The sequence below is a fragment of the Pontibacillus litoralis JSM 072002 genome, from assembly GCF_000775615.1.
GTDB classification, from domain to species: Bacteria; Bacillota; Bacilli; order Bacillales; family BH030062; genus Pontibacillus; species Pontibacillus litoralis.
The window spans coordinates 41,056-66,129 of record NZ_AVPG01000018.1 but is presented as its reverse complement, the minus strand read 5'-3'; the positions used below and the strand labels follow the sequence as shown (position 1 = coordinate 66,129).

Below are 25,074 nucleotides of genomic sequence, written 5' to 3'. Positions count from 1 at the left end.
AAGTCATTTACACAAAAATATTGACAGTCCCCATTCAAGTGATTTTTCAGGTAAAGTAATAGATAAATATTTTGATAACCAAAAACCTTTTGATATAAATAAGCCTTCTTTTCAAGACGCAATTATTTGGGAGACAGTACTCGACTTTTATAATGAAGAGTTCGTTGAAGATGTTGACAAGTTATTTTTGTTAACTAACAACATTAAGGATTTTGGGAAAGTTATACAAGAAGGCAAAGAGTATGAACTTCATGATAATCTATATGAGGAAGCTCCAGAACTGATAATGTACAGAAATGCTGAGGAGTTTTTCAAGAATGAAAAGGACGAGCTTCATGATTATTTGATTGACACCTTTGAATTGGATGAAACTGAAACAATAAAGATTATAGAGGGTTATGTGACAAACACATCTGAAATTGAATATCAAATCGAAAACTTACTTAATAATACAGAATTTGAGGGAGAATATTTTTCAGGTTGGGGTGAAGACTCACAAAGTATTTTGCGAGATACTACTATAGAGGAAGTAACAAAAGATGTGGATGATGGATACATAGAAATAAACTGTAGTTTAGAATATAATGTCGATTTCAGTATTGCTGCTAAAAATCCCGTATGGGAACGAGACGACGGATATGATGAACAATATTTGTCGGAAGATAGTGATCGTGAAGTTCTAGTAAGCGTTTTTATAAAAATGCTTAATGATGAAATCATCACTTTTTCAGTGGAAGATGTACAATATATATAACTCCAAAATAGTACTTTATAATGATATGGCTTCAGTTTTGGGAGAGGATAATGTTGTTAAAGTAACATAATAATTGATATATGTTCTAAAATCAATATCTATTCAAATAACAAGCAAAAACGTTCGGATTTGATACTGCCCAAAAGTTAGATTAATAATCTAACTTTTTGGGGGAACCATCTTATCTGAACGTTTTTTATTAACTTGTTCATAAATTATTTTGGTCTACTATTAGGGGGGGTAACTTGGTATAATAGTTTAGAAATTAAAACAAAAGATAGAGCAATATAACAGAAGATTAGGAGTTCGAATGGCATCCTTCCTAGGAACTAATTACTATCTTATTTAATTTTCCTCGATAACTATACCTATTACTATAAAGATATACTCCCTTTAAAACTTTTAAAAAATGAGTTAGAAGACAGCGTAATTCTATTGCCTCCAGGCTCTTGTGGTTTCCAAATTCATAGATATAATATGGTTAAGTAAATTAGGAGGTGAAACATTGAAAGTAGTTCAGCCAATAAGGGACTTGAAACAGCTTGAAGCTGTAAAAGGATATTTACGTGGTAAAAATAAAAGGGACTATTTACTCTTTATGGTAGGAATATCATCAGCTTTAAGAATAAGTGACATTTTAACACTAAAGGTAAAACATGTTTGGAATGGGAAAAAAACTAATGAATTTATAGAAATAAATGAAAAGAAAACCGGAAAATACAAAAGGTTCCCTATAACAAAGAACCTTACAAAAGCTATCAATGATTACATGAAAGAGTACTCAAATAAAAATCAGGATGATTATCTTTTTACAAGTAGAAAGGGAGTAAATCAGCCGATTTCAAGACAATATGCTGCTTCCATGCTAAATATTGCCTGTGACATGGTGGGTATTCATGAAAGATTTTCTACACACGGAATGAGAAAAACTTGGGGCTACTGGGCATTTCAAAAAGGCATATCACTCGATTATATATGTATTGCTTTAAACCATAGTTCGGTTGCAGAAACAAAAAGATATCTTGGTATATTACAAGAAGATCTGGATAATCTTTATTTAGAGGTGAATTTATAAAAGTGGGATTATTAAATTTAATAGAAAAGAAGTAAATGACTATTGATAATCAGTTCAAAAAAAACGAACTCGATTGCCAATAGTCATTTTGTTTTCAAAAATTAAGGAGGGGTTTTATGGGTGCAAATAATTGGTCAAAGGAAAAGCTAAAGAAGTATTTGAAAGAAGGAAGAGGACAAGGAGTTGGAAAGAATTACACTCCTTGGAACTTCACATATAATTACAGCTCAAAAGGCCGTGTCTCGAGAGTTTATGGAATGAAAACTGGACGCATTCATCACCTCCATTCTGATAACCAATATAGAGCTTTTCTATTATTTGAATTTAATTCGACTGTCATAGATATAAGAGAATCTTTTCCGTTATTAGATGTTGATGAGGTCATTGATGATAAAGAGGACTTACGTTTTGATAAGTTTTCGGATAAGGAGACTAAAGAGCCCTATGTTTTAACTACAAACTTTCTGTTGACTATAAAAGATGCAAACGGAGAAGAGAAGGATATAGCAAGAACTATAAAAAATACTACCGAACTTAAAAGAAAAATAACATTTGAAAAACTAGAAATAGAAAGGAGGTATTGGCAGCAAAAAGGAGTGGATTGGAAAGTAATGACCGAAAAACAACTTCCTAGACAATTGTCAAAGAATATTGAATGGGTAAGGGAGACAATGCTTGAGGGAAATGAGAATGGGATAGATAAAGATGAGCTTTCGTTAGTACTGCTAAGGTTCCTTTTAGAAAATGAAGAACTTCCAATAGGAGAGGTGCTAAAGCACTTTGATAAAAGGGAGAGGTTACATAAAGGTATGGGTCTATTTCTTTTTCGCTATTTGATAGCAAAGAAGGAATTAGTGATTGATATGACAAAAAAAGTAGACCTATCATCAATAGTCAGAGATTTACTACTGTAAGGTGGTTCATTGAAATGGAAATAAAAGAAAATATGTTATTACAATATTTTGATGGAAAAACGATAAGAATTGTAAATTGTGATCGACTTTCTTCTATCGTTTATGCAATAGATATGGACAAATTGAGGTGGCCTTTTTCAATTAAGAAAGATGAATTAGCTACTGATTACCAAGAGAATAAGATAGTTGTTTTAGAAAAGGATCCATATGTCCGTCTTGTTGCTGAAGAAGAACTTAGTGACGCAGAAAAGGAAAGAAGAAGTCAAGCATGGGATATAGTGAATTTTGTGCTTCAACAGGTAGATTCTGAAATTCTGATGTTAAAAAGCAAGTACCGAGAAAATGCAATCAAAATGGCTATTGAGGCCTATAGTGTTAACTACACTACTGTAAAGAATTATCTTATTCGTTATTGGAAAGGAGGGAAAATACGCAATGGATTGCTTCCTAAATTTAATTTATGTGGTTTAAAAGGTAAAGAAAGAGAAGCTAGTGACGAAAAACGTGGAAGACCAAGTAAATCTGGTAATCATGGAGTAAATGTTGATGATAAAATCAAGAAATTTTTCAAAATAGGCTTAAATCGCTATTACTATAATGGTAGGCAAAACTCATTAAAAATGACTTATGAGTTAATACTGAAAGACTTTTTCACAGAGAAAATCATTAATGATAATGGTGATGAAGTTCCGGTGATTAAGGAGTCTTCTAAAATTCCATCTTATCACCAGTTCCTATATTGGTATAAAAAGTTTAATAGCCTAAAGAAAGAATTGATTAAAAGACAAGGAGCAAGAAACTACTATCAAAAACACCGTACTATCATTGGGAATTCAACACAAGATGCAGGGTTAGGCCCAGGAACATTGTGGCAAATTGACTCTACACAATTTGATATATACCTTGTTTCCTCCGTGAATCGCAACCTTATCGTAGGAAGGCCCACCTTAATATGCGTAATAGATGTGTATTCGAGAATGATTGTGGGAGTCAATGTTACATTTGAGTCCTTTAATTCCTATACAGGCACTATGGTAGCTCTTGCAAATAGCATGTTACCCAAAAATGATTTTTGTAAACAGTTTGGTATCACACTGAATAAAGATGAATGGGACGTTTCTTGTGTTCCTCAAAGGATATTTGCCGACAGGGGTGAATTAAATGGAAAACAGATTGAAGATGCTATTGGAGGATTAGGTATATCGATACAGAACGCACCACCATATAGAGCGGACTATAAAGGAATTATAGAGCAGGCATTTGCACAATTAAACATAAAGGTTAAACCATTTGCTGATGGGGTTGTAAAGAATGGAAAGAACTCGATAGAAAGAGGAGACGAAGATTATAGACTTAAAGCCAATCTGACCATAGACGAATTCACAAGAATAGTAATCAAATGTGTGCTATTCCACAACAATCATCATGTTCTAAGTGAATATGTATTGGATGAAATCATGATTAGTGAAGAAGTAGAAAAAATCCCCACTAAAATATGGGACTATGGTGTGAAAAATATGAAAGGACAATTACGTGTCTTACCTGAACAGACAGTGAAGATGCACTTGCTTCCAACGGATACAGCATCCATTACTTCACGTGGGGTTAGGTATAAGAAGATGCTGTACGCTTCGGATTACTCCTTGAAAAACAATTGGTTTCAGTCAGCAAGAGTTAATGGTAGCAAAAAAATAAAGATTTGGTATGACCCTAGAGACCTTTCTTCTATATATACAATTAATGAGGATGAAGAATTCCATAAATTGAACCTTCTTGAATACTTAACTAAGTATGAACATAAAGGAATTGATGAAATAGATCAGATAATAAAGCATGAACAATCAATGGAAAATATGAGTAAAGAACAAGAATTGCAAGAAAAGATGAAGCTATACGATGATATCCAAATAATAGTTGGACAAGGAAAGAAGAAGACGGAAGCAACAAAGGATAGTTCTTTAAGTAAGGCTAAACGTTTAAGAGGAATAAGAGAGAACCAAAGAGAAGAAAGGGAACTCCAACGGGAAATGATTAAGAATAAGGAAGAAGAAGCTGAAATATTGAAGAAATCAATTGAAAAACAGGAGCAGCAAGAGGATGAACTTGATTTATTTAGAGCAATACAAAAGTTAGATTGGAATGATGATATTGAGTAATTCTATATTTCTACCGAATGGAATGGAAGCTATTCAGGCGGAATATAAGGAATTCCCATTAGAAGAGTTTAATCAAAACCCATTAATTCAAGCATTACCACCGTTGTTGGATAAAGCAGCAATCATAAGGAAACTCATGGTAAAGCCAATCTATAAGGAAGAAGACAGGTATGTTGACAGTGTCTATCGCATTCATATGGTAAACCGTCTTTTTCAGCTATTCACGCCCCTTCCAGTACATATAGAAGTATGGAATATGGTACATTCGTTGATTATGCAAGGGTATTTAGCAAGAAATCCTTTTGATAAGAATTATAAGCAATATATTAATGCTTCTGGTAAGGAAATAATCAATCGTTCCTATGAAATAAATAGTAGACAAAATTTCAGGACTACTTCTGGATGCGGGACATTTATTGGCTTTTCAGGCATGGGTAAAACAACAACGATTAATAGAGTCCTTAGTAGTATTCCACAAGTAATCATTCACAACGAATACAAAGGGACCCATTTTAATCAAATACAACTTGTGTGGCTGAAGCTAGAAGCACCCAGTAATTCAAGTTTAAAAGCATTGTGCTTACAATTTTTCATGAAAGTTGATGAATTGCTAGGAACAAATAATTATAAGAAATACGTTTCGAGAAATATGTCTGTAGATAGCATGTTACCTTTAATCAGTCAGGTAGCACACAATATAGGGCTTGGTCTGCTTGTTATTGATGAATCACAGAATATAAAAAAACGTGGTGCGGAACAAATTATGAACTTCTTTGTCTACTTAATAAATACGGGAATTAATCTTTGCTTAATAGGAACTCCGGGTGCATACGATTTATTCGGAAAGGAGTTGCGTATGACGAGGCGTTTAACAGGCAACGCTGAAATCGTTTATCACAATATGCAATATGGTAATGAATTTAACCTTTTGTTAGAGTCAATATGGAAATATCAATGGACACAAAATTTCGTACCTTATAGTGAAGAATTCGGTAAAACAATATATGAGCTTACACAAGGTATTTCGGATTTGGTGATAAAGTTATTTGTGTACTCACAACAGCGTGCTATAGAAAGTGGAAAAGAAGAGCTTTCCATCGGCCTAATAAAGAAAGTAGCAAATGAAAAGTTTAGGTTACTTCAACCAATGTTAAATGCAATTCGTTCAGGGAATCCACATAAAATTGCAAAGTATGAAGATATAAGAAAGATTGAATTAGAAGAGTCGAGTATAAAGCAAAATAGAGCGGTGAGAAAGGAAGAACAAGTAAGAAAGAAGAAGGAATATAATGCCGAACCACCTGAGAAGGTAGAGAAACCTAAGAAGAAAACCAAGTATAAAGAATACCCGGAAGATGATTTACGCAATTTGCTTCCGCAGGGAGCTAAAGAAGATAAATCACCATATCAATTGCTACTAGAAAATAATTATATTGAGGAAGTCACAACATGGATTGAAGTGAAAGATGTATGATTAATTTTCTACCAGAATTGTATGAAAACGAACTTTTTTATTCTGTGATTGCACGATATCAGAGGAAGTGCGGAATGATAAGTGTGAGAGCTTTAATAGAAGATTTATTCGGAAGGTACGTTTTAGTATCATCTTCTTATTTTCCCCAATACATTGATTCATTTGTTAAATGTTTGCCACAAACTTCAAAAGTAACATCTAAGGAGATTATCGAGAAACATACTCTATTTCCGTTTTATACATCATTTCTTTCACAAGAGAAAACAGACCTTATCTATGAAACAATGGGAAAAGGATCAAATGGATCTAAAATAAACATTGAAAAGCTAATAGGATTTGGTGGAAGTAAAGTACGAAAACCGAGTTATTTAAAGTATTGTCCGGTATGTTTTAAGGAAGATATGAATACATTGGGCGAGAGTTATTGGCGTATCAATCATCAGATAATAGGTGCCTATTACTGTTCAAAACACCATATCCTTTTAAAAGAGAGTCCTGTTTTAAGTACTGGAAGCGGTCTTGAATTTATATGTGCAGATGAACAGGTTTGTAATGAAAATATAGTAGCAGATGATTACTCAGACACTATTAAACAATTAAATCTCCAGTATATCCATACTGCGGAGTCCTTATTGAATAAGAACCTTCCAAGAAAAGAGTTAAACTATATAATTAATTATTACATTGATAGGCTAAGAGAAAAAGGGCTAGCTTCAAAGAATGGAAATTTGTATATGAAAGATGTTCAAGAACGATTCCTGCATTACTATCCTCCACAGTATTTGGAGATGATGCAGAGCGGTCTTGACCCGGATAGTCCGACTAATTGGCTTCGATTGTTTATACGAAATAACCAAAAAAATAGGAGTCCCTTGAGACATTTATTGTTCTTACAGTTTTTGGGTGTTAATGCAGATAAACTTTTTCAAGAACAAAGGGTTATTGGGAAAAAGTCTAATTCAGACAAATATAATCCGAGTTTTGACATTGGTCAGAGAAGGGAAAGTTGGTTGCGATTAATTGCAGAAAATCCTGGTGCAAATAGAAGTCAGTTAAAAGATAAAGGGAAAGGGCTACATACATGGATCTGTAGATATGATTGGGAGTGGTATGACAATGTAACACCAAAGGCTCAATTGGGAAAAGAAAAAACTGGCACGATTGATTGGAAAAAGAGAGATGAAGAGTGTTTGAGGCTTGCTACAGGAGCCGTAGAAAAGTTATTAATAAAACAAGGGAAACCAATTCGAATAACTACAGAAAGCATCAGAAAAGAAATCGGTATTGGTAAATGGATTAGAAATCCTAAGTTAATAAGAACTAATCAGTATATACAAGAAGTAAGCGAAGATATAGATTCCTTTCGTATTCGTAAGATTAAGTGGGCAATTAAGGAGATGATGGCTAAAGGTGAAACACTGACAGCATACAAGATTCAATTGTATGCTGGGTTTGGTGGCGGAAAAGGAATATTCAGGAAGTTAATTATAAAAACCTTATATGAACTCGGTAATTAAAATAAAATATAATTTTACTATTAAAAACTAAAACAGTGAAAAAGGTATCTAACCCATAGTAGATACCTTTTAAGGTAGGGAGAATGATATTATCCCCTACTTATTTAATTATTTTTTCTTTTTTAATTCTTTTTCAAATTCTTCTTTAACCATCTTGGCAATATCTTCATGGGAAAGATCTTCTAAATCTTCAACAGTACTCAATTTTTCACATACTTTAATATAAGCGAATGCGAGACTTGTAGTAATTGTTGAAGCAACAGTTCCATTTATTAATCCACCAGTAAATGTACCGACTCCAGGAATAAATTTAAGTATATTTCCAACGATTGCTCTGCCAACAAGAGAAGCTGTTCCAGATCCAGCAATCGCAGAAATGATAGTTTGCATAAATGCCCTTGAATGTGGGAAGCCAAAAATATTCGTTATCTTTGTAATTAAAGTAATTTGTATTCCAGCTAATGCCACAGCATCAGAAAAAGGGATTGGAGTAAATCCTACTCCAAATGAACTTGCTATAAACCCAAGTGACCATTTCTTTGCCTGTTCTACCTTCAGTTTAATATCTGTTTTCTGGGCATTTACAAAGGCCTTTTTTGTTGCTTCTGGAAGTACTTGAAAAGTCAACTGGACTAGGGTACTTAAACCATAAGGAGGAACTTCAAAGTTACCCATTATTTTTTTAGGTGAAGCTAATAGTTTTACTGTGTTTACAACAGGGAGATTTAAGTTATCAATATCCTTTGAAAATGTTTCATCATCGCTTATGCATTGTGTTAACACAAGGATGACAGGCATTTTTTTTGAAAAAAGCTCAATCCATTCAATTTCTTCCTTTTCAATTCGACCGGATTCGTACGATATGCAGTACCACATCAAATGGATATGTTCGCTAACATCATTACTTTTTTCTCTGCTTTCAATTTCTCCCAATAATTCATTTCGTACTTCTTCTCTTGCTATATCCTCAAGTTCAAGGCCTTTGGTATCGAAAAGGTTTACTGGAACGGAATCTTTAGAGATCCTTTTTAAATGTTGTGTAACTGGCTTGCCAGTACCTGTTTCAACCATATTCTCTCTAAAAATTGAGTTTATTAGTGTACTCTTACCTACACCTGTTTTTCCAGCAATCATAATATTGGGTTTTACCATCTTTTTAAAATCAGATTCTAATTCTTCTAATATATCCTCGAACGAAAAATCCTTCTTATTGTTAGTTGTATTTTCCATAGATATTCTCCTAAGTATCAAAATAGTAGTTAAAAAAATTATATACTTATTTAAGCACTTATTGAAGCGGTTTAAGTTATTTGAGAAATTTTGTTTATTGGTACTAAATGTCTTCCTGTTAATTTGTTGTATTTTGTATCTTCTTCACAAAATAGAACTAAAACTACATCATCTATAGGTTGGATGCCTTCTCTGTAAAACTATTTAGAACTTTGATAACAATGTTAAAACAGCGTTGTATTCAGGATTATATATAGAACTTTCATACAATAATTGACCACCTTCAAAGTTATCTAGCCATGTACTTGCACTTACATGTCCTTCTTTTAATTCCTCTATATTACTAGGTTGGTCTAAAAGTTCATATGCTTTACTATCTTTGTGAAGAGGTTTTCCTTCTTTAATCATCATCTTCACTGTAAATACCTGTTTAGTCATAAGGTCGCTTGATTGTATAACCGCAAACCGGTCATTATCGTATTCCACTAGACGGTAACAAAGTGAAGTTAATGATACTTTATATTTTTCAACGGCAAGTTTTTTTAAATTGGTTAGACTGACTTTTCCTTTTGTGAAATTAGCTAAATCAGCTTCTAATATCTCAGATGGAGTTATTAAATTAGTAGCAAATGAAGCAGCTTCAATTTCCTCTATGTCTTCTGCTTTGGTAGTTGAATTCCCCTTTTTCCTATAATAGTAAGTACTTTTAATATGCCAAGGCATTACATAGTGACCAATTAACGTAGCCAGTGTTCTTTTTACTCTAGCTTCATTTGAGGTGTTTTTATTTAAGATTACTGTATTATTTCTTTTTAATAATATGGCTTCGGCCTGATTTTCAATTTCTCCTTGCACAACTTTCAAATTGAGTTCTGTAAGAACTTTATATATATCTACAGGAAAATTAGCTTCCAAAACTTGTTCATATATATAATTGGCGTACTGCTTAGGATCATTGGCGTAGTAATCTAAAATATTGTAGGTACCAGCAGACAAAAATACATAGTCTAAAATATTCTTTTGCTGATCTGCCTCTAAACCTTTAAAAATTTTCAAGAGAACTAGAACACTAGGATCTGAAATTTGTGTTTCTTGATCAGAACCTGATACAAGGTAGTCAATAGACACTTTAAGGGCTCTTGAGAGTTTTACTAGAGCATCGTAAGATGGATTACGACTTCCTGACTCATATTGACTAATTGCAGGTGCTTGAAGTCCGGCTTTCTTAGCTAGTTCTGTTTGATTAAGGTTTAGCTCTTTTCTTTTTTTTATAATTCTCTCCTTTATGGACATAATTGTTTCTCCTTTTATTCACTCGTTATAAATAAAATAACATATGTTCTTTTTAGTTGACAACAAATATAACGAATGTTATATTTTTTATAACAAACGTTATGGGTGTTTGTAATAAAAAAATGCGGTTGCAGCCGCATTTTCAAAAAGTATTGCTGGTTTTACTATTGGTGAAATAAATATAACATAAAAAGCCAGCAAATCACAAATTTTATAGTGAGGTGCTTATATTGAATATTAGATTACAAGATGTAAATGTTGTTATCAATGGTACTTCTCGTTATAACGGAAATGCTTTTGATACTGTTCACGTTGAAACACTATTATGTATGGACGAGCCACTTCCGGCTGAGGAAACATGGTATGTTCCTAATGGTAGTTCTGTACCACCTGAAGTATTGAGTTTCTTTAAAATTGCAGGAGTAGATATGAACCCTAAGAAAGCATCTACAATTTTGCAAGGAACTGAGGATATTAAGAAACAATCTGAGGAGTCAAATTTGGAGGGTGTTATCGAAGATTCTGCTCGTTTTCTTCTAAGAGCAGTAATGGAAAAGACAACCTTAACTCCTATTTCAAATTCACCAAACACTTATCTACTGTCATATGATTATAAGATTTACCCAGTTGGTGATTCTTCCGATTACGAATTGAAAATACTGGTACCATTTGATGGATTGGCTGTAGCACCAAATGGCGGTAGGGTACAAATCACAGTTATGACACCGATTGCGGCAAAAGTTGACCCCAAATTAACAAAGGGTATTGATGAGAATAATAGAGAAATAAGTGAAAGTATTTCTGCTATACCGAATGTGAATCGCCAGATTGTATCTTTCGCTTATCAAAAGGATCCATTGTTTACTGTTCATTATCGTTATTAGATAAATAAAACCCATAACGTTTGGACTTCCTATTCTAAGGAAGTCTTTTTTTAAATATCTACAGTTGGGAGAATAGGAAATGATAGATAGATTTATTAGAGACTTTTTTTCGTTTGAAGATAAGAAATCCAAAAAGGGATATCAAGTAATAGGTGTATGGACGACATTTCAGTTTTTTGGACTTATATTTGCTTTAGGATTTACTTTATACTTTTTGTCAGTTCACATCATAATGTGGAATTTTTTACTGGCATTTATTCTAATATTTTTGTTAATCAAGACAAATAGAAAAGTAGATAAGATACTTATAAAAAATATAGAGATTAAGAGGAAAGAACACAAAGGGTATATAAAAAGATATTTAACGAGTAAACTGGGTCTAAATAACTCAATACAATATAAGGAAATTTCATTATTACTAAAGAGTAAAGGAGATAAAGAAACAGTTAAATATAATCTAACTCCTTATCTAGCTATGATTTTAACAGCTATTGTTACTAATGTTGGTTTAATGGCCAAAGGAGATCCTGGTAGTGTTATATTTCTTGTAGAGCTTCTAATCATTATTACAGTAGTTCTTGTCTCAGTTAATCCAGTTGTTAACGGGTTTGCAAATTTATTTTTAAATACGAGACCAAAAAAGATTATGCAGATATCAGAAATTGTTCAGGAGCTGTTCATTGAGGAGTCGATTAAAGAAAATACAATGAATTATGGTAGGAAAATTCATTAATTGTTATACAAATGGAATTTATGGTTGGAGGTTTATTAATGGAGCCAAGAATCTATGAGCGTGAGAAGTTATATAAAGAGGTATGGGAAATCCCGATGACAACTCTATCCAAACGTTATGGCGTGTCAGATGTTGCACTACGCAAACAATGTTTAAAAATGAATATTCCTCTACCAAAAGCTGGCCATTGGGTAAAAGTCAAATCAGGTCATAAAGTTAATATTCCTCCATTACCTAAATATGATGGTCCGAGCAAGATCGTGGTTCACGCTGACTCTAGTGATTCGATCAGTCGGAAAATGGATGATAACCTTTTATTTCTATCAGAAAATGAGCGTCAAAGAGTTAAAAAATACTGTTTCTCATTAACTGTCCCAGATAAACTAACCAAGCCCCATGATTTAATAAAAGAATCAAAACAATATTACCGGTATAAAGATGAAGATACAAGGCCTCGCACGGGTAAAATTATTGACATAAATGTTTCCAGTGAACAAAAAGAACGTGCATACCGCATCTACAATACCCTCTTCAGAGCATTGGAGTTTTTAGGATATACTATTGAAATAGGTCCTCCTGAGTATCATGGTTACTATAAGCATAACGAATTACATGTGCGGCTAAATTCGGATAGTGTCCCCATATTTATTAGAGAAAAACAAAGAGGATTTGATCATAAACCAACTAAGGAAGAGTTAAATAAGAGCATCTATTCTATTCCGACTTATGACTATAAAAGAACTGGGAAACTTCATCTTGGGATTGATTTTCACCATGCAAAACGAAAAAACTGGAATGATACTGAAACAAAAAAGATCGAGGAGCAGATAGGAGAAATTGTAATATGGATTATGGAAGCAATTCATGTAAAAAAAAGTATAAGAGAAGAGCATGAGATAGAAAGAAAGCGGCGGTTAGAAGAGAAAATTATTCAAGAAGAGATACAGATGAAAAAGGAAGAAGAATTAAAGAAGGTTGAGTTATTGAATCAATATGCTATTGATTGGGAAAAGGCCGACCGCATAAGAAGGTTTGCGTATGCTGTAGAGTTTGATATAGCAAAGGGTGATCAAAATGAAAACTTAATTGAATGGTTAAAATGGGCAAAGGCTAAAGCGGACTGGATTGATCCTTTAGTAGATAAAAGTGACGAAATACTTGGAGAAAAAGATAGTTTATTCAAAAATAATTTTTGCGAGGATGAAAAAAATTAATGTACAAAAAAAGGGGTGAGAGTGGTGAAGAGGATTGGCAGAAATGATCCTTGTCCATGCGGAAGTGGAAAGAAATTCAAAGGATGCTGCATTGAGAGAACAAATGGTAGCGTCCAGGAAGAGTTCTCAAATCCTATAAACTATCGTGAGACGTATAAAAAAATAAAGAAAGAATCAAGAATTAAACAGTGTTTGCACCCAGACAAGAATGCTTGTTCAGAGAAAATAATTAATGCTCATTCCATACAAAATAACAAGATGTTGAAGAATATCGCAAGTAATGGTGTTGTATATATGCCTTGTCCTAAAGCAGACAACCCATTTGCAGTAATGACAAAGTATGGTAGAAAGGAAGCATCAGTCTTTACAGGTTTTTGTGGTTATCATGATAACAAGCTATTTCAGCCAATAGAAGATAATGGATTTAATAAAAGTGCTGAACACATATTTCTTTATACGTATCGATGTTTTGCTATAGAATTTCATAAAAAACAGGAAGTCTCTAAAATGGGCCAACTCATATATGCCAAAAGGCCATCATTGCTAAAAGTTCCTAGTGAAGATAATCCTTTTGGTGGAATTAATATGGCTTTAAATGATTTTGAACCTGTTAAGAGGCAATTTGATCAAGCGTTATTAAGTGAAGACTATGACATTATAACAAGTGTTATTTGGGAGTTTGATCAACCACTAAATTTTGCAGCAACAGGTTTTGAAGCTATGAGTCATGACTTAGAAGGTAATGAAATTCAAGACCTTTCAAGATTAGATATCTTAATGAAACATGTATTTGTTGTAGTTTTTTCTGAAAGAGAAAAATCATATTGTATTATATCATGGCTAAAAGAAAACGATGAATTATTTTCTGATTTTTATAAACAAATGAACGTAACAACTGAACAACAGAAGAAAAACTACATTAATAATCTACTTCCCATGATTAGTGAAAATATTGCTATTAACCCTGATGCTTGGGATAAATGGGATGAATCTAAGAAAAGTGAATTTGGTTCATTGATTTGGGGAATGGAGAGTATAGCTGAGTTGTCTGGTGTTGTTTGGGATAGATTAGGACCACCTGTATACGATTTGTTTGATATTTAAGCGGATAAGACGAATACAATTAATATACTAATTACTTAGTGTAAGTTGATTTATTGGAGTGGTTAAATGGATTCTATAAAAGCAATTAGTTCACCATATTTTGTGAGCAAAGGAACAAAATTTCCAATCTACAAAGGCATCTTTAAACTAAAGGTGAAAAATAGTGAATTTGAATTGGATGGGACAGTTGAATTAACTCTTGTTCCAAAGCCTAGTATTAAATTTGAAGGAACATGTGAAGGATTCGATTTATCATTATTGGATAGTAAGGGGATGTTATTGTGCGTTAAAGGTATGTATGCTACTAGAGCATCTCTTGATCTAGTGCAAAATGATTATTATATTAGAGGTCAAGTTATTGGCGAATTGAAAAGCGATGGTAATCAGATGATAGATACCTATTATCTAAATATAATGAATTATGTAAAGTACTTAGGTGATCCAATATATAACGAAAAATTCCACTTTCGTGGTGGGCTAGGATTTAACCTAGGAAACTGGAAAATTAAGTTACATATGAGACATGATTATAAGGATGAAAGTATATTTCAAAAGTTAGAGGATACCAATGGCTTTAATTTCACTCACATTCTTGAAATAAAAAGGATAGATGATTCTCTATTTTATGAGGGAGATATAAATGAGATTAAGGAGTTAATATTATGGGTTTTAAATTTCACCTCAGGTAGGCATATAGGTGCCCCAATACAAATAGGTGAAAGGGAAAATGAATTAGTTCTTAAAAATTTTTCAACTCCTTTACTGAGCCCATATAAAAGAATACCAAATTGGTTCCCCAAACAAAGAGGGGGTTCAATCAAAGAGCTATTACTACTATTAAACAAAAGATTTGAAGATGAATTCTTAAAACAATCTATAAAAGAAATAATTCACTGGTATATAGAGGCTTTGAATACTTTGTTTATAGAAAATAAAACTGTAAATTCACAAATAGCACTAGAGAAGCTCTCATATATTTTGCTTACACAACAATCCCCACCAATTATTAGCAATAAACAATATAAAGAAAATAGCTTTCGAATAAATTTAGAGAAAACCTTAGAATTAACAAAAGTAGTAACTGAATTGACTGGTGATTACATTATTTTTAAAGATAATTTTGTAAACGGTCCTGACCTGTTAATTAAGTATAGAAATCATATTGCCCATCCAAAAAGAAATCAAAAGATAGACCACTTCTCCTCTAAGTCTAAGTATCTAATAATGAATTTGGGGATGTACTATACAGAAATGCTACTACTATATTTAATAGGCTATTCAGGCGTACATGCAAATAGATTAAAATTCTCTAGTTGGGAAGGGAATTATGAAGTAGTACCTTGGGAAACGTAATACTTAGAGCTAACAATCAGATCAGTTTAACACAAATTTGTATAATAAAAGGCCTCTTAGAGAGGCTTTTATAATGTAGCATTACTTTGTAAATCATCTAACTCTTTTCTTAAATTTTGAGTTTCTCCCTTTACATCTTCAATACATAAACCCAAAGAATTCTTAAAAGTAAACAACTCCTGTGAATCCATTATTTCTTCCTTTTGAATCTTAGAATCAAATGTTTCTTTTAAAGTACGTAGCCTGGATAGAATAATAGTAAAACCTGTAGGCATAATATTTATTAAGTATATAATTTTTTGCATAATTTCTTCATAGTTTCTAATTTCCTTTTCTTGATTAAACCCACGCTTATTATTACTATTTAATTTATAAGTTAGTTCTTGTATTCCTTGTAACCTAACAAAAACTGCTTGAAGGCTCTCTTTGGTATCAGTGGTGTAATAAATGTCACTATATAATTTAGCTTTATTAGCTTTCTTCCATGAAACTACTGCACCAATTATACTAATAATACTTGCTATACTACCAATAATCCCTAAAACTTCTCCAAAATGCAAAAGCCTAACCTCTTTCCTTTAAATTTTTGAATTTTGGCATATCACTGTACAATGTTAGGAACACTTCTTCCCAACGATTTTCTTCTTTAAAAGCTGCTGCTAAAAATTCGACAAAGTGATAATTACCTGACTGTTGTGGAATAAGATCATATATTTTTTGTTCAAAAACACCATGAGAAACTTTTTCATTATTCTCGATCTTCTCTCTATATTGATCCATAAGATCCATCACTTTGTCATATTGTTGTTTGGTTACTTTATATTCGTAAATGATTCTATTGACTGGTGAATCATGGAATATTAAATCTTGTCTGAACTCTAACTCCTCTAATGTAGTTTTTAATTCTCTGACCTCATTCTCTAATCTTGTGATCTGTTCTCTACTATCCATTTTAAATCCCTCCATTAATTTGAATATTTTATGCAATTTTACCATAGTTTGATAACATTTTATTAAAATAAATATTCGGTATAGTAAACACTGGCGTAAATCTACTATGTCTAATTAAAATAAACATCTCTCAATCAAAATAAACATTTCCGATTCAGACCCCGATTTCGTGAAAATAAACATTTCCGATTTCAGGGTCTTTTTCATGCTCATCCCTTGTCTTTTCTCGGTTATCTCGTGTTTCCATTACGCAACATTCTCGGAAAACTTTATTTTAAAACAGAAAAAAAGGTGAAAAAACAGGCGAAAAAGAGGGGATAAATGGAGTGTTTTTGAATCAAAAATCCTTCAAAATGGGGGTTCGGTCGGAAATCTTTATTTTAACTCGAACGGTGGAGTGGGGGTTTGAGTGAGGTGATTTGAGGGATGTTTATTTTAATGTCACAGAAATTTGACTAACTAAAATAAATATTTCCGATTAAGACCCCGATTTCGTAAAATAAACATTTCCGATTTCGGGGCCTTTTTATGTCCAATCCCTAGTCTTGTCACGGTTTATTAATGTTTCCCTTAATGAATCTTTCACATTAAAACACAACCAAATTTCGTCAAAATAATTTGAATTATTAGAAATAACATGTTAATGTATTTTTAAGGATTTAATGGAGGTTATTAACATTTCTATACGTAACGGAGATCGCTAATTATAAGTAAAAGGCTCAAAGGAATATAAATGTTTGACACAAGGCTGTTCAGATAAATATTTTAGATTGGAAAGTTTATAAATATGATCTTGAAAAGAAATAAAAATTTTTTATGCTTCATGATAGGTAGAATAACAATAAATATTGGTGATAGTTTATACTACATTGTATTATCTTTGGCGATTGTTTCGATTTATAATTTGGGAGTAGGATATCTGGCTTTTTTTGGGATGTTAAGTTTTATACCTTCAGTTTTTGTTTTTTTATTTTCCCCATACATAGATAAAATAAAAAGTAAAAAAAACGCACTGATATACTTGCAAATGGTACAGATTATTTCTGTTACTTGCGTTCTTCTTGTACTGACTTATGAATTACCTGTTGAATGGTTATTTGCCTTACACTTTTTATTTTTCTTTGTCAATACTTTAATATATCCTATACAAACTAGCTTTGTTCCCGAAATACTAGATTATAACAAAGATGATATTAATAGCTCGGTGAACTACATGTACTTGAGTAAGAATTTTGTAGATGTACTTTCAAACTTAATGTCGTCTATATTGTTAGTGTATGTTTCAATATATTTACTAATGAGAATGGACATTTTACTACTAATAATAGGCGTTTTATTTTTTATCCCTATCAAATCTAAAAAGCATACAATGGATAAATCAAGGGATACTGAAAGAGACGAAACAGGCTATTTAAAATCATTAAAGCTTGCTTTTGACGTATTCTCTAAAGAAAAAGTAGCGTCTAGCATTATTTATATGGAAGGTATATTAAATGGTCTTACCACAATGATTATGAGAATAGCCCCAGCATATTTAATTGTAATTGATGTAAGTGTTGAGTATTTGGGATTGGTTTTAGCTTTTCAAAAAGGATCAGAGTTTTTAGGAGTATTGGTTTCACCTAAATTTAAAGCGGCTCCTTTGAATTTTTTTATGGTTGATTACTTAATATCTGGATTGTCTATTGTAGGAATTGTCTTTATAGATAACATGTACATCAAGTTAATATTATTTTCTGTGGCATTTTTTGTCATAGGGATATCAGGTAATGTTTATGATAAGATGATTTATAACTCTTATGATTACAATGAGATCGGTAAAGTTGCAACATATATTTACTCATTAACATCTGTTTTGATTTTAATAAGCTTGGCACTTCCTATGATGTACGATAATGTGGAGGTTTTAATATTATTTACAGGAGCCATCACTACGTTGTTCGGAGTATTATTACTCATTTATAAAATGAAACAGGGCTTTGGAAGGAACTAAAGAATAAAAATTGCGAATATTTTTTTTAGGAAAGGACTCGTCATTATATAGGTCCTTTCTTTATTTGTGCTGGCTAATTAGTATGTAGAGATTAGCGATATTAGATAGTTTATTAAGGAATGCTTGCTAGAGTTATATATATAATCATCGAAAGTACAAGTTAATATTAAGTTTCCAATTAAAAAGGAATTGAACTTGACGTTAGCGTAAATGGTAAACTATAAATAATTAGAAAATTAAGACAAAAGAGGGTGGGGATGTGGAAACATACACCATTTCTGTGTTGACGAAAAAGTTTGATGTTAGCCCGCGAACCATTCGTTACTACGAACAGTTAGGAATGATTACACCACATCGAACAGAGACAGGTCAGCGGATTTATGGGAAGAAAGAGATGACGCGGCTGGTGCTTATTTTCCGTGGGAAGAAGTTTGGCTTCAAACTAGACGAGATTAAAGAGATGGTCCAACTCTTTGATCAAGATCCATCTGGGACCAAGCAGTTAGAGAGAACCATTCGTTATGGGGAAGAGAAAGTGAAGGAGGTGACTGAGAAGATTGAGGAATTAATAGAGATGCGTAGGGAGATGGAAGAGATGTTACAGCAGTTTCGGGAGAAGTTAAGGAATCAAAAGGAGGAATAAAATGAATGGATCTGAAGTGTTAGCAATGCAAGTGAGGAGACATCCTCAGCATGAAGCGATTGTATCAGGCAGTAACCGCATCACTTACGAAGAATGGGACAAGACCGTCAATCAGTTAGCTAATGGACTAGCTTCTTTAGGGGTTGATAAAGGAGACAAAGTTATTCTTCATATGCCAAATACAGAAGAATTTCTGAATGTTTATTATGCTGTTCAGCGCCTTGATGCTATTATCGTACCAATCAACGCGAAACTAGTATATGATGAAATTCAATATATTGTTGAGCATAGTGATGCCAAAGCGTTTCTAACGCATGATTTGCTTTTCTCGCAAGTGATGTCGTTAGCTGAATTTGATCTTATTTGCTTGAAAACAGGGGAAGCAGCAGCTGGGTGGCGTTCCATGGAGCACGTGATCCAGAATGCGGATTTAACACCGCGAGTCTCAACGTCAAAGGAAGACGATGAAGTCGCACTGCTTTACACTTCAGGCACTACTGGCAAGCAGAAAGGTGTCTTATTTACAAATCGTAACATTCAGACGGTCGCCACAATGATGGCAATCGAAATGAAGATGGACCTTCAAAGTCGCGTGCTCCACATGATGCCGCTAAGTCACTCTGCGCCTCTTCACTTATTTATGCTATCTGCGACCTACGTTGGTGCTACCCACGTTCTTGCACCAACTTTCACCCCAGACTTACTCCTTGACCTTGTCGCTAGAGAACACGTGACTCATTTCTTCGGCGCTCCTGTGGCTTACTTGTTGACTGCCAAACATCCGAATATACAAGATTACGACTTGAGCTCTATGACCTACTGGGTGTATGGAGGTGCTCCACTTGATTACAAATACCTGCACTATATCCACCATATAAAATATCTTTGTCGTTAGTAAAATATCCTTTTACTATCTCATCAAAACCACTCAGCCTCATCGCCCGTCTAAGGACAAAGGAATTGCCACCCCTTACCCAAATCACAACATAATAATTGGGTTTTTCTCCCGGTTCATCTGGGTTATGAAAATACTGTTTCAGATCTAATATATCAACTGCAAAACCCAATCTTTCAAGATCAGAAATGTCCGTTGTGTCGCTTTTGTTTCTCCGTTCTAAATCCGTCGCAAAATCTAAAGCGTTATTAATAAAAGCAACCTTCTTATTTCCGTTTTTTTGTGATTTCCTTGAGTTTTTGTCCTTCACTTCCAATTTTAAAAGATGATAAGTAAAATTTTTTATTATTCTCCCCCGTCCATAGTGCCCTTTTTTACAGTTATGCTCGTGTATATTTAAGTGGTTGTACGTAATTTATCTCTCTAATGATCTCCCGCAATTCTCTCTGCATGATCAATGTCTGCAGGTGTGTGCTCCCCTTGATAGGTGTTCTTGTATTGATTAGGTGTATAGGTCGTTTCCTTTTTGAAGATTCGACTAAAGTATGTGAGATCGGGATAGCCAACCTGCTCGGAAATTTCAGTTACGGTTAATTCGGACGTGCGCAATAATTTCTTTGCTTGTTCGATGCGATAATGGCGTAAGTACGTTACGAAAGTCATGCCTACTGTTTCTTTGAAGAAGCGACTTACATAGTTTTTGTTTAAGTGCATGAAGCGTGCTAGTGTTTCTAAATTGATTTCTTCATGGTAGTGTTCATGAACGTATTGCATCATTTGGCTTGCGCTTTCTTTCGTAGTATCTGTAACGGACTTTCTTTCATAATGAAGAAGGGATACTTGGTTTAATGCTAAAATAGCGCGATGGATAGCGGATTTACATTCTTCTTCATCTAAAGGTTTCACGAGATAATCGATGACACCACAACGTATGGCGGTTTGGGCGCGTTTAAAGTTTTCTTCATTGTCCATTAAGATAACTTTAACGTTTGGATGATTTTTGACAATGTTCGTTTTATATTGAAATACCTCATCATTTGAAGCGCTTACATCAAGTAGAAGCATATCGGGCTGTTGTGTTTCGGACCGTTCATAAGCCTCTTCGGCTGTAGTTGCATCTTGTATGAAAGTAACATTGAAAAAATAGTTACGATAGATTTCTTTTAAGTAGTTTCGATCAGATTCATACGGGCTAGCAATTAATACGCGACACATCTATGTACCACTTTCCTTTTCTCTAATTTTTACTCGTTCTATAAGTAAGTATAGCATGAAAATAGAAATGGGGAAGTATGTAAATAAAGTGCAAATATAAGGTTAAATAATCCTAACAGTTTTGTGTGAAAGCGTTTTATTATTAAGGTATAGAACAGAAAAGGGGTTGTGACATATGACGACAACGGTAGTAGAAGAACGCCATGAGGTAGTAGAAACTTTAATAACTGAAGCGAAGCAAGCTCAAGAAATATATGCGCAATTTACACAAGAGCAGGTAGACCATATTGTACAAGCAGTATCGGATCGTATGACAGAAGTGGCAGAAGATTTAGCGATGAAAGCTCATACGGAAACTGGTTTTGGGAATGTGAAAGATAAGACGACAAAGAACTTATTTGCTAGTCAGAAAGTATATGAAAGCATTAAAGAAGAGAAAACGGTTGGCATTATTCACCGTGATGAAGAGAAGAAAGTCATGGAAATTGGTACGCCAATGGGCATTATAGCGGCACTTATCCCGGTTACCAACCCAACATCTACTGTTATTTTCAAAACGTTGATTTCTTTAAAAACGAGAAACGCTATTGTGTTATCACCGCATCCAAAAGCGCTTCAAGCTATTTTAGAAACAGCTCGTCTAGTTGAGGAAGCTGCAGTGAAAGCTGGTGCACCTAAAGGGATTATTCAAGTGATCGAGTCTCCAAGTTTAGAAGGTACACAAGCATTAATGAAGCATGAAGATACAGCGCTTATTCTAGCTACTGGCGGAGCGGCTATGGTGAAAGCAGCTTATTCTTCAGGTAATCCAGCTATCGGCGTAGGACCTGGTAATGGCCCAGCCTTTATTGAGAAGTCTGCTAACATTGAAGCGACAATAGATAAGATTATTCAGAGTAAAACATTTGATTGCGGTACAATTTGTGCTTCTGAACAATCGATTGTAGTAGAGGAAGCTGTAAAAGGCGAAGTAGTTGAGGCACTGAAAGCACGCAACGCTTACTTCATGAGTAAAGAAGAATCAGAGCAAGTGGCGAAGTTTATTATGCGAGAAAATGGTACAATGAATCCGCAAATCGTTGGGAAACCAGTTACAGACATCGCTCAGTTATGTGGCATTTCTATTCCTGCTGAAACGACAGTACTGATTGCAGAAGTAACAACTGTTGGTGCAGACAATCCGTATTCACGCGAGAAGTTAACGCCAATTCTAGCAATGTATACAGTTAATGATTGGGAAGCTGGCGTGCAAACGTGTAATACCATTTTGGAAAATGAAGGACAAGGGCATACAGCTATGCTGCATACGACAGATGAAGCATTAGTGGAGGATTTCGGTACGCGAATTAAAGCATCTCGTATTTTAATTAATACGCTTGGTACATTAGGTGGAATCGGTGCATCTACTAATCTAGCTCCTTCTTTAACTTTAGGATGTGGCTCTTTAGGTGGAAGTAGTATTACAGATAACGTGAGTATTCGTCAGTTAATGAATATTCATCGTGTAGCATATGGAGTAGAATAAGAGAATATGTTCTCAGACCTTCTTTTTTTAAGGTCTGAGAATTTTTTATGTTTTGACATAATTACAAGCGGGTATATTGCCACTAGGTTCGTAATCTAAACTTTGCAAAAAAAGGGGAATGTATCCATGAGAAGTGGTTTGAAGCATTACATTAATGGTGAATGGGTCGAGTCCATAGGAACGGAAACGGAAGATGTGATTAATCCAGCAACGGAAGAAGTAATCGGTCAAATTGCTTTAGGGACGAAAGAAGATGTTGATAAAGCGGTACGAGCGGCACGAGCGGCGTTTCCTTCTTTTTCTCAAACAACGAAAGAAGAGCGTATAGAACTGTTGGAAAGAATCTCCGAGGAATATGAGAATCGGAAAGAAGACATAGTCGAGACGATTACAGATGAACTTGGTTCTCCTGTTAAGATTTCCGAGAAAGTTCACTACATGATGGGGTACATGCATTTTAAACAAGCGGCGGAATCATTGAGAGAGATCTCCTTTGTCGAAGAACGGGATGGACATACGCGTGTGAAGGAATCGATAGGCGTTAGTGGTCTTATTACGCCGTGGAATTTCCCGACGAATCAAACATCAACGAAAATAGCAAGTGCTTTTGCAGCCGGAAGTCCAGTTATATTAAAGCCTGCAGAATTGACGCCGTTTGCGGCCATTATCTTAACAGAAATCTTTGATAAAGTTGGCGTTCCAAAAGGAGTTTTCAACTTAGTAAATGGGAAGGGATCTGTCGTGGGTGAGGCGATTAGTTCTCATCCTGACATTGATTTTGTTTCCTTTACTGGTTCAGGTGCAACCGGAGAGAGAATCATGAAAAATGCTGCCGAAACGATTAAGAATGTAGCACTTGAATTAGGTGGAAAATCCCCACTTGTTGTGTTAGAAGATGCCGATGTGGAAGCAGCAGCAAAGGCGGCAGTTGGTCACATTGCGGTTAACTCAGGACAAGTGTGTGCAGCGGCAACGCGAGTGTTAATCCCAGCTTCCATGAAACAGTCTTTTGAAGCAGCGGTGAAGCAAGTACTCCCTAAATTCTCTGTAGGACACCCACGGGAAGGGAATCGCGTAGGTCCTCTTATATCGGAACAACAATGGAAGCGTGTTCAATCTTATATTGAAAAAGGAATGGAAGAAGGGGCGACATTATTAGCTGGTGGAACAGGTAAACCAGAAGGAATCGATTGTGGATATTATGCAAAACCGACTATTTTTACAGATGTAAACAACGACATGGTCATTGCACAAGAAGAAATCTTCGGGCCGGTAATGTCCATTATTACGTATGATGATATAGATGAAGCGATAGAAATTGCGAATGATACCGTTTATGGATTAGCAGGGTATGTCATTGGGCATGATGCTGAAACGTTACGTAAAGTAGCAAGGAGTATTCGTGCTGGGCGCATTCAAGTAAATGGCGCATCCGCAAATTTCGCTGCTCCATTTGGAGGGTTTAAGCAGTCTGGAATCGGTCGTGAATGGGGAGATTATGGCATTGAAGAATATTTAGAAGTGAAAACAATCTTTGGTTACTAAGCACTTCTATTAAACATGTCCCTCTTGCTTTTTGAGAGAAAGTTCTTGAAAAGCAAGGGGGATTTATTCGTTGAATCAGTTCTAGCTCATCCGTTTATTAGTAGCAACATTTCGAGTGACATAGCATAAAATGGAATGTAGTATAATAGATAATGAGGAGTCTTCTTAATTTGCACTTGAAGAAGGAGGGATTTAGCATTGGGTTCTACCATTCTATTTTTCTCGTTGCTAGTGTTCACGTTTGTACTTATACAACGTATGAAAGTTAGTTGTGTAATCGAAGATGGTCAGTTAATAATCACACAAGGGTTTAGCAAGAATGCAATTTATATTCAGATTAACGAAATTAAGTCGATCTCTGAAGCTAGTTGGGGAAGAACGCCAAGTGATGCGCAACAAATTGGTTCCCCGAGCTTTCGGAATAATGCATTGGTATTAGAATTAAAAGATGGAAATGTTTTGGTTGTTCATTTAGAGCATAACGCTAAATTACTTCATGACTTAGAGATGAAGAATAGCACGATGGAAGTAAATGAGTGTTAAAGCTGTGTAACGCAACCACAAGAGGGCAACTCATCTTTTGGTAACTTCTATGAAGAAATGCTT

22 protein-coding genes are annotated in these 25,074 nt (G+C 34.3%); 17 read left to right on the top strand and 5 right to left on the bottom strand.

From position 1 onward, the window contains the following. The 6 genes from N784_RS16840 to N784_RS11480 form a co-directional block, all read left to right on the top strand. Positions 1-754: PIN domain-containing protein (locus N784_RS16840; RefSeq protein ID WP_036835044.1), on the top strand; the 754-nt coding region annotated here is incomplete at its 5' end. A gap of 505 nt (positions 755-1,259) precedes the next feature. After that, positions 1,260-1,829 (top strand): site-specific integrase, encoded by a 570-nt coding sequence (locus N784_RS11500; protein ID WP_036835043.1) that lies wholly within the window; start codon positions 1,260-1,262, stop codon positions 1,827-1,829. 116 nt (positions 1,830-1,945) lie between these two features. Then, entirely contained in the window at positions 1,946-2,743 is a 798-nt protein-coding gene (locus N784_RS11495) for a heteromeric transposase endonuclease subunit TnsA (RefSeq protein ID WP_036835042.1), read from the top strand. Positions 2,744-2,757: 14 nt separating this feature from the next. Continuing rightward, on the top strand, positions 2,758-4,899 hold the full coding sequence (locus N784_RS11490; RefSeq protein WP_052127286.1) for a Mu transposase C-terminal domain-containing protein: 2,142 nt from the start codon (positions 2,758-2,760) through the stop codon (positions 4,897-4,899). Next, a complete protein-coding gene (locus N784_RS11485) occupies positions 4,892-6,373 on the top strand; it encodes an ATP-binding protein (protein WP_052127285.1) in 1,482 nt (493 codons plus the stop codon). The genes N784_RS11490 and N784_RS11485 overlap by 8 nt, the downstream gene beginning before the upstream one ends. Then, positions 6,370-7,890 (top strand): TnsD family Tn7-like transposition protein, encoded by a 1,521-nt coding sequence (locus N784_RS11480; RefSeq protein ID WP_036835041.1) that lies wholly within the window; start codon positions 6,370-6,372, stop codon positions 7,888-7,890. The genes N784_RS11485 and N784_RS11480 overlap by 4 nt, the downstream gene beginning before the upstream one ends. 108 nt (positions 7,891-7,998) lie before the next feature. On the opposite strand, the gene N784_RS11475 is transcribed toward N784_RS11480, so the two are convergent. Beyond that, positions 7,999-9,120 (bottom strand): YcjF family protein, encoded by a 1,122-nt coding sequence (locus N784_RS11475; RefSeq protein ID WP_036835040.1) that lies wholly within the window; start codon positions 9,118-9,120, stop codon positions 7,999-8,001. A 204-nt stretch (positions 9,121-9,324) separates the two neighbouring features. Then, entirely contained in the window at positions 9,325-10,413 is a 1,089-nt protein-coding gene (locus N784_RS16025; RefSeq protein ID WP_052127284.1) for a helix-turn-helix domain-containing protein, read from the bottom strand. 221 nt (positions 10,414-10,634) lie between these two features. Here N784_RS16025 and N784_RS11465 point away from each other — a divergent pair, with 221 nt between their 5' ends. The 5 genes from N784_RS11465 to N784_RS11445 all read left to right on the top strand — a co-directional run bounded on the left by N784_RS11465 (position 10,635) and on the right by N784_RS11445 (position 15,701). Beyond that, entirely contained in the window at positions 10,635-11,297 is a 663-nt protein-coding gene (locus N784_RS11465) for a hypothetical protein (protein ID WP_232306016.1), read from the top strand. 79 nt (positions 11,298-11,376) lie between these two features. Next, positions 11,377-12,030 carry a hypothetical protein gene (locus tag N784_RS11460; RefSeq protein ID WP_036835036.1) on the top strand — a complete coding sequence of 218 codons (654 nt, stop codon included), beginning with the start codon at positions 11,377-11,379 and terminating at the stop codon, positions 12,028-12,030. A gap of 38 nt (positions 12,031-12,068) precedes the next feature. Further along, on the top strand, positions 12,069-13,244 hold the full coding sequence (locus tag N784_RS11455; RefSeq protein WP_036835035.1) for a hypothetical protein: 1,176 nt from the start codon (positions 12,069-12,071) through the stop codon (positions 13,242-13,244). A 24-nt stretch (positions 13,245-13,268) separates the two neighbouring features. Next, on the top strand, positions 13,269-14,348 hold the full coding sequence (locus N784_RS11450; RefSeq protein ID WP_232306015.1) for a YecA family protein: 1,080 nt from the start codon (positions 13,269-13,271) through the stop codon (positions 14,346-14,348). A 66-nt stretch (positions 14,349-14,414) separates the two neighbouring features. Beyond that, positions 14,415-15,701: a hypothetical protein gene (locus N784_RS11445; RefSeq protein ID WP_036835033.1), complete on the top strand. Its 1,287-nt coding sequence runs from the start codon at positions 14,415-14,417 to the stop codon at positions 15,699-15,701. A gap of 68 nt (positions 15,702-15,769) precedes the next feature. Here N784_RS11445 and N784_RS11440 read toward each other — a convergent pair whose 3' ends face one another. Continuing rightward, positions 15,770-16,261 carry a hypothetical protein gene (locus N784_RS11440; RefSeq protein ID WP_036835032.1) on the bottom strand — a complete coding sequence of 164 codons (492 nt, stop codon included), beginning with the start codon at positions 16,259-16,261 and terminating at the stop codon, positions 15,770-15,772. A gap of 4 nt (positions 16,262-16,265) precedes the next feature. Beyond that, entirely contained in the window at positions 16,266-16,652 is a 387-nt protein-coding gene (locus N784_RS11435) for a hypothetical protein (protein ID WP_036835031.1), read from the bottom strand. A gap of 787 nt (positions 16,653-17,439) precedes the next feature. On the opposite strand from N784_RS11435, the gene N784_RS11430 reads away from it, so the two are divergent. The 3 genes from N784_RS11430 (at position 17,440) to N784_RS11420 (ending at position 20,183) form a co-directional block, all read left to right on the top strand. Next, the gene (locus N784_RS11430) at positions 17,440-18,645 is read left to right on the top strand and encodes an MFS transporter (RefSeq protein WP_036835030.1); all 1,206 of its coding nucleotides are present in this window, start codon (positions 17,440-17,442) and stop codon (positions 18,643-18,645) included. A gap of 259 nt (positions 18,646-18,904) precedes the next feature. Next, positions 18,905-19,288: a MerR family transcriptional regulator gene (locus N784_RS11425; RefSeq protein WP_036835029.1), complete on the top strand. Its 384-nt coding sequence runs from the start codon at positions 18,905-18,907 to the stop codon at positions 19,286-19,288. Between the two features lies 1 nt (position 19,289). Beyond that, positions 19,290-20,183 carry a class I adenylate-forming enzyme family protein gene (locus N784_RS11420; RefSeq protein WP_052127283.1) on the top strand — a complete coding sequence of 298 codons (894 nt, stop codon included), beginning with the start codon at positions 19,290-19,292 and terminating at the stop codon, positions 20,181-20,183. 423 nt (positions 20,184-20,606) lie between these two features. On the opposite strand, the gene N784_RS11415 is transcribed toward N784_RS11420, so the two are convergent. Then, entirely contained in the window at positions 20,607-21,398 is a 792-nt protein-coding gene (locus N784_RS11415) for a helix-turn-helix domain-containing protein (RefSeq protein WP_036835027.1), read from the bottom strand. Positions 21,399-21,573: 175 nt separating this feature from the next. Between N784_RS11415 and N784_RS11410 the strand changes: the two genes are divergently transcribed. The 3 genes from N784_RS11410 (at position 21,574) to N784_RS11400 (ending at position 25,011) form a co-directional block, all read left to right on the top strand. After that, positions 21,574-22,923 carry an acetaldehyde dehydrogenase (acetylating) gene (locus N784_RS11410; protein WP_052127282.1) on the top strand — a complete coding sequence of 450 codons (1,350 nt, stop codon included), beginning with the start codon at positions 21,574-21,576 and terminating at the stop codon, positions 22,921-22,923. Between the two features lie 126 nt (positions 22,924-23,049). Continuing rightward, entirely contained in the window at positions 23,050-24,468 is a 1,419-nt protein-coding gene (locus N784_RS11405) for an aldehyde dehydrogenase family protein (RefSeq protein WP_036835026.1), read from the top strand. 198 nt (positions 24,469-24,666) lie between these two features. Then, positions 24,667-25,011: a hypothetical protein gene (locus tag N784_RS11400; protein ID WP_036835025.1), complete on the top strand. Its 345-nt coding sequence runs from the start codon at positions 24,667-24,669 to the stop codon at positions 25,009-25,011. Positions 25,012-25,074: the final 63 nt, after the last annotated feature.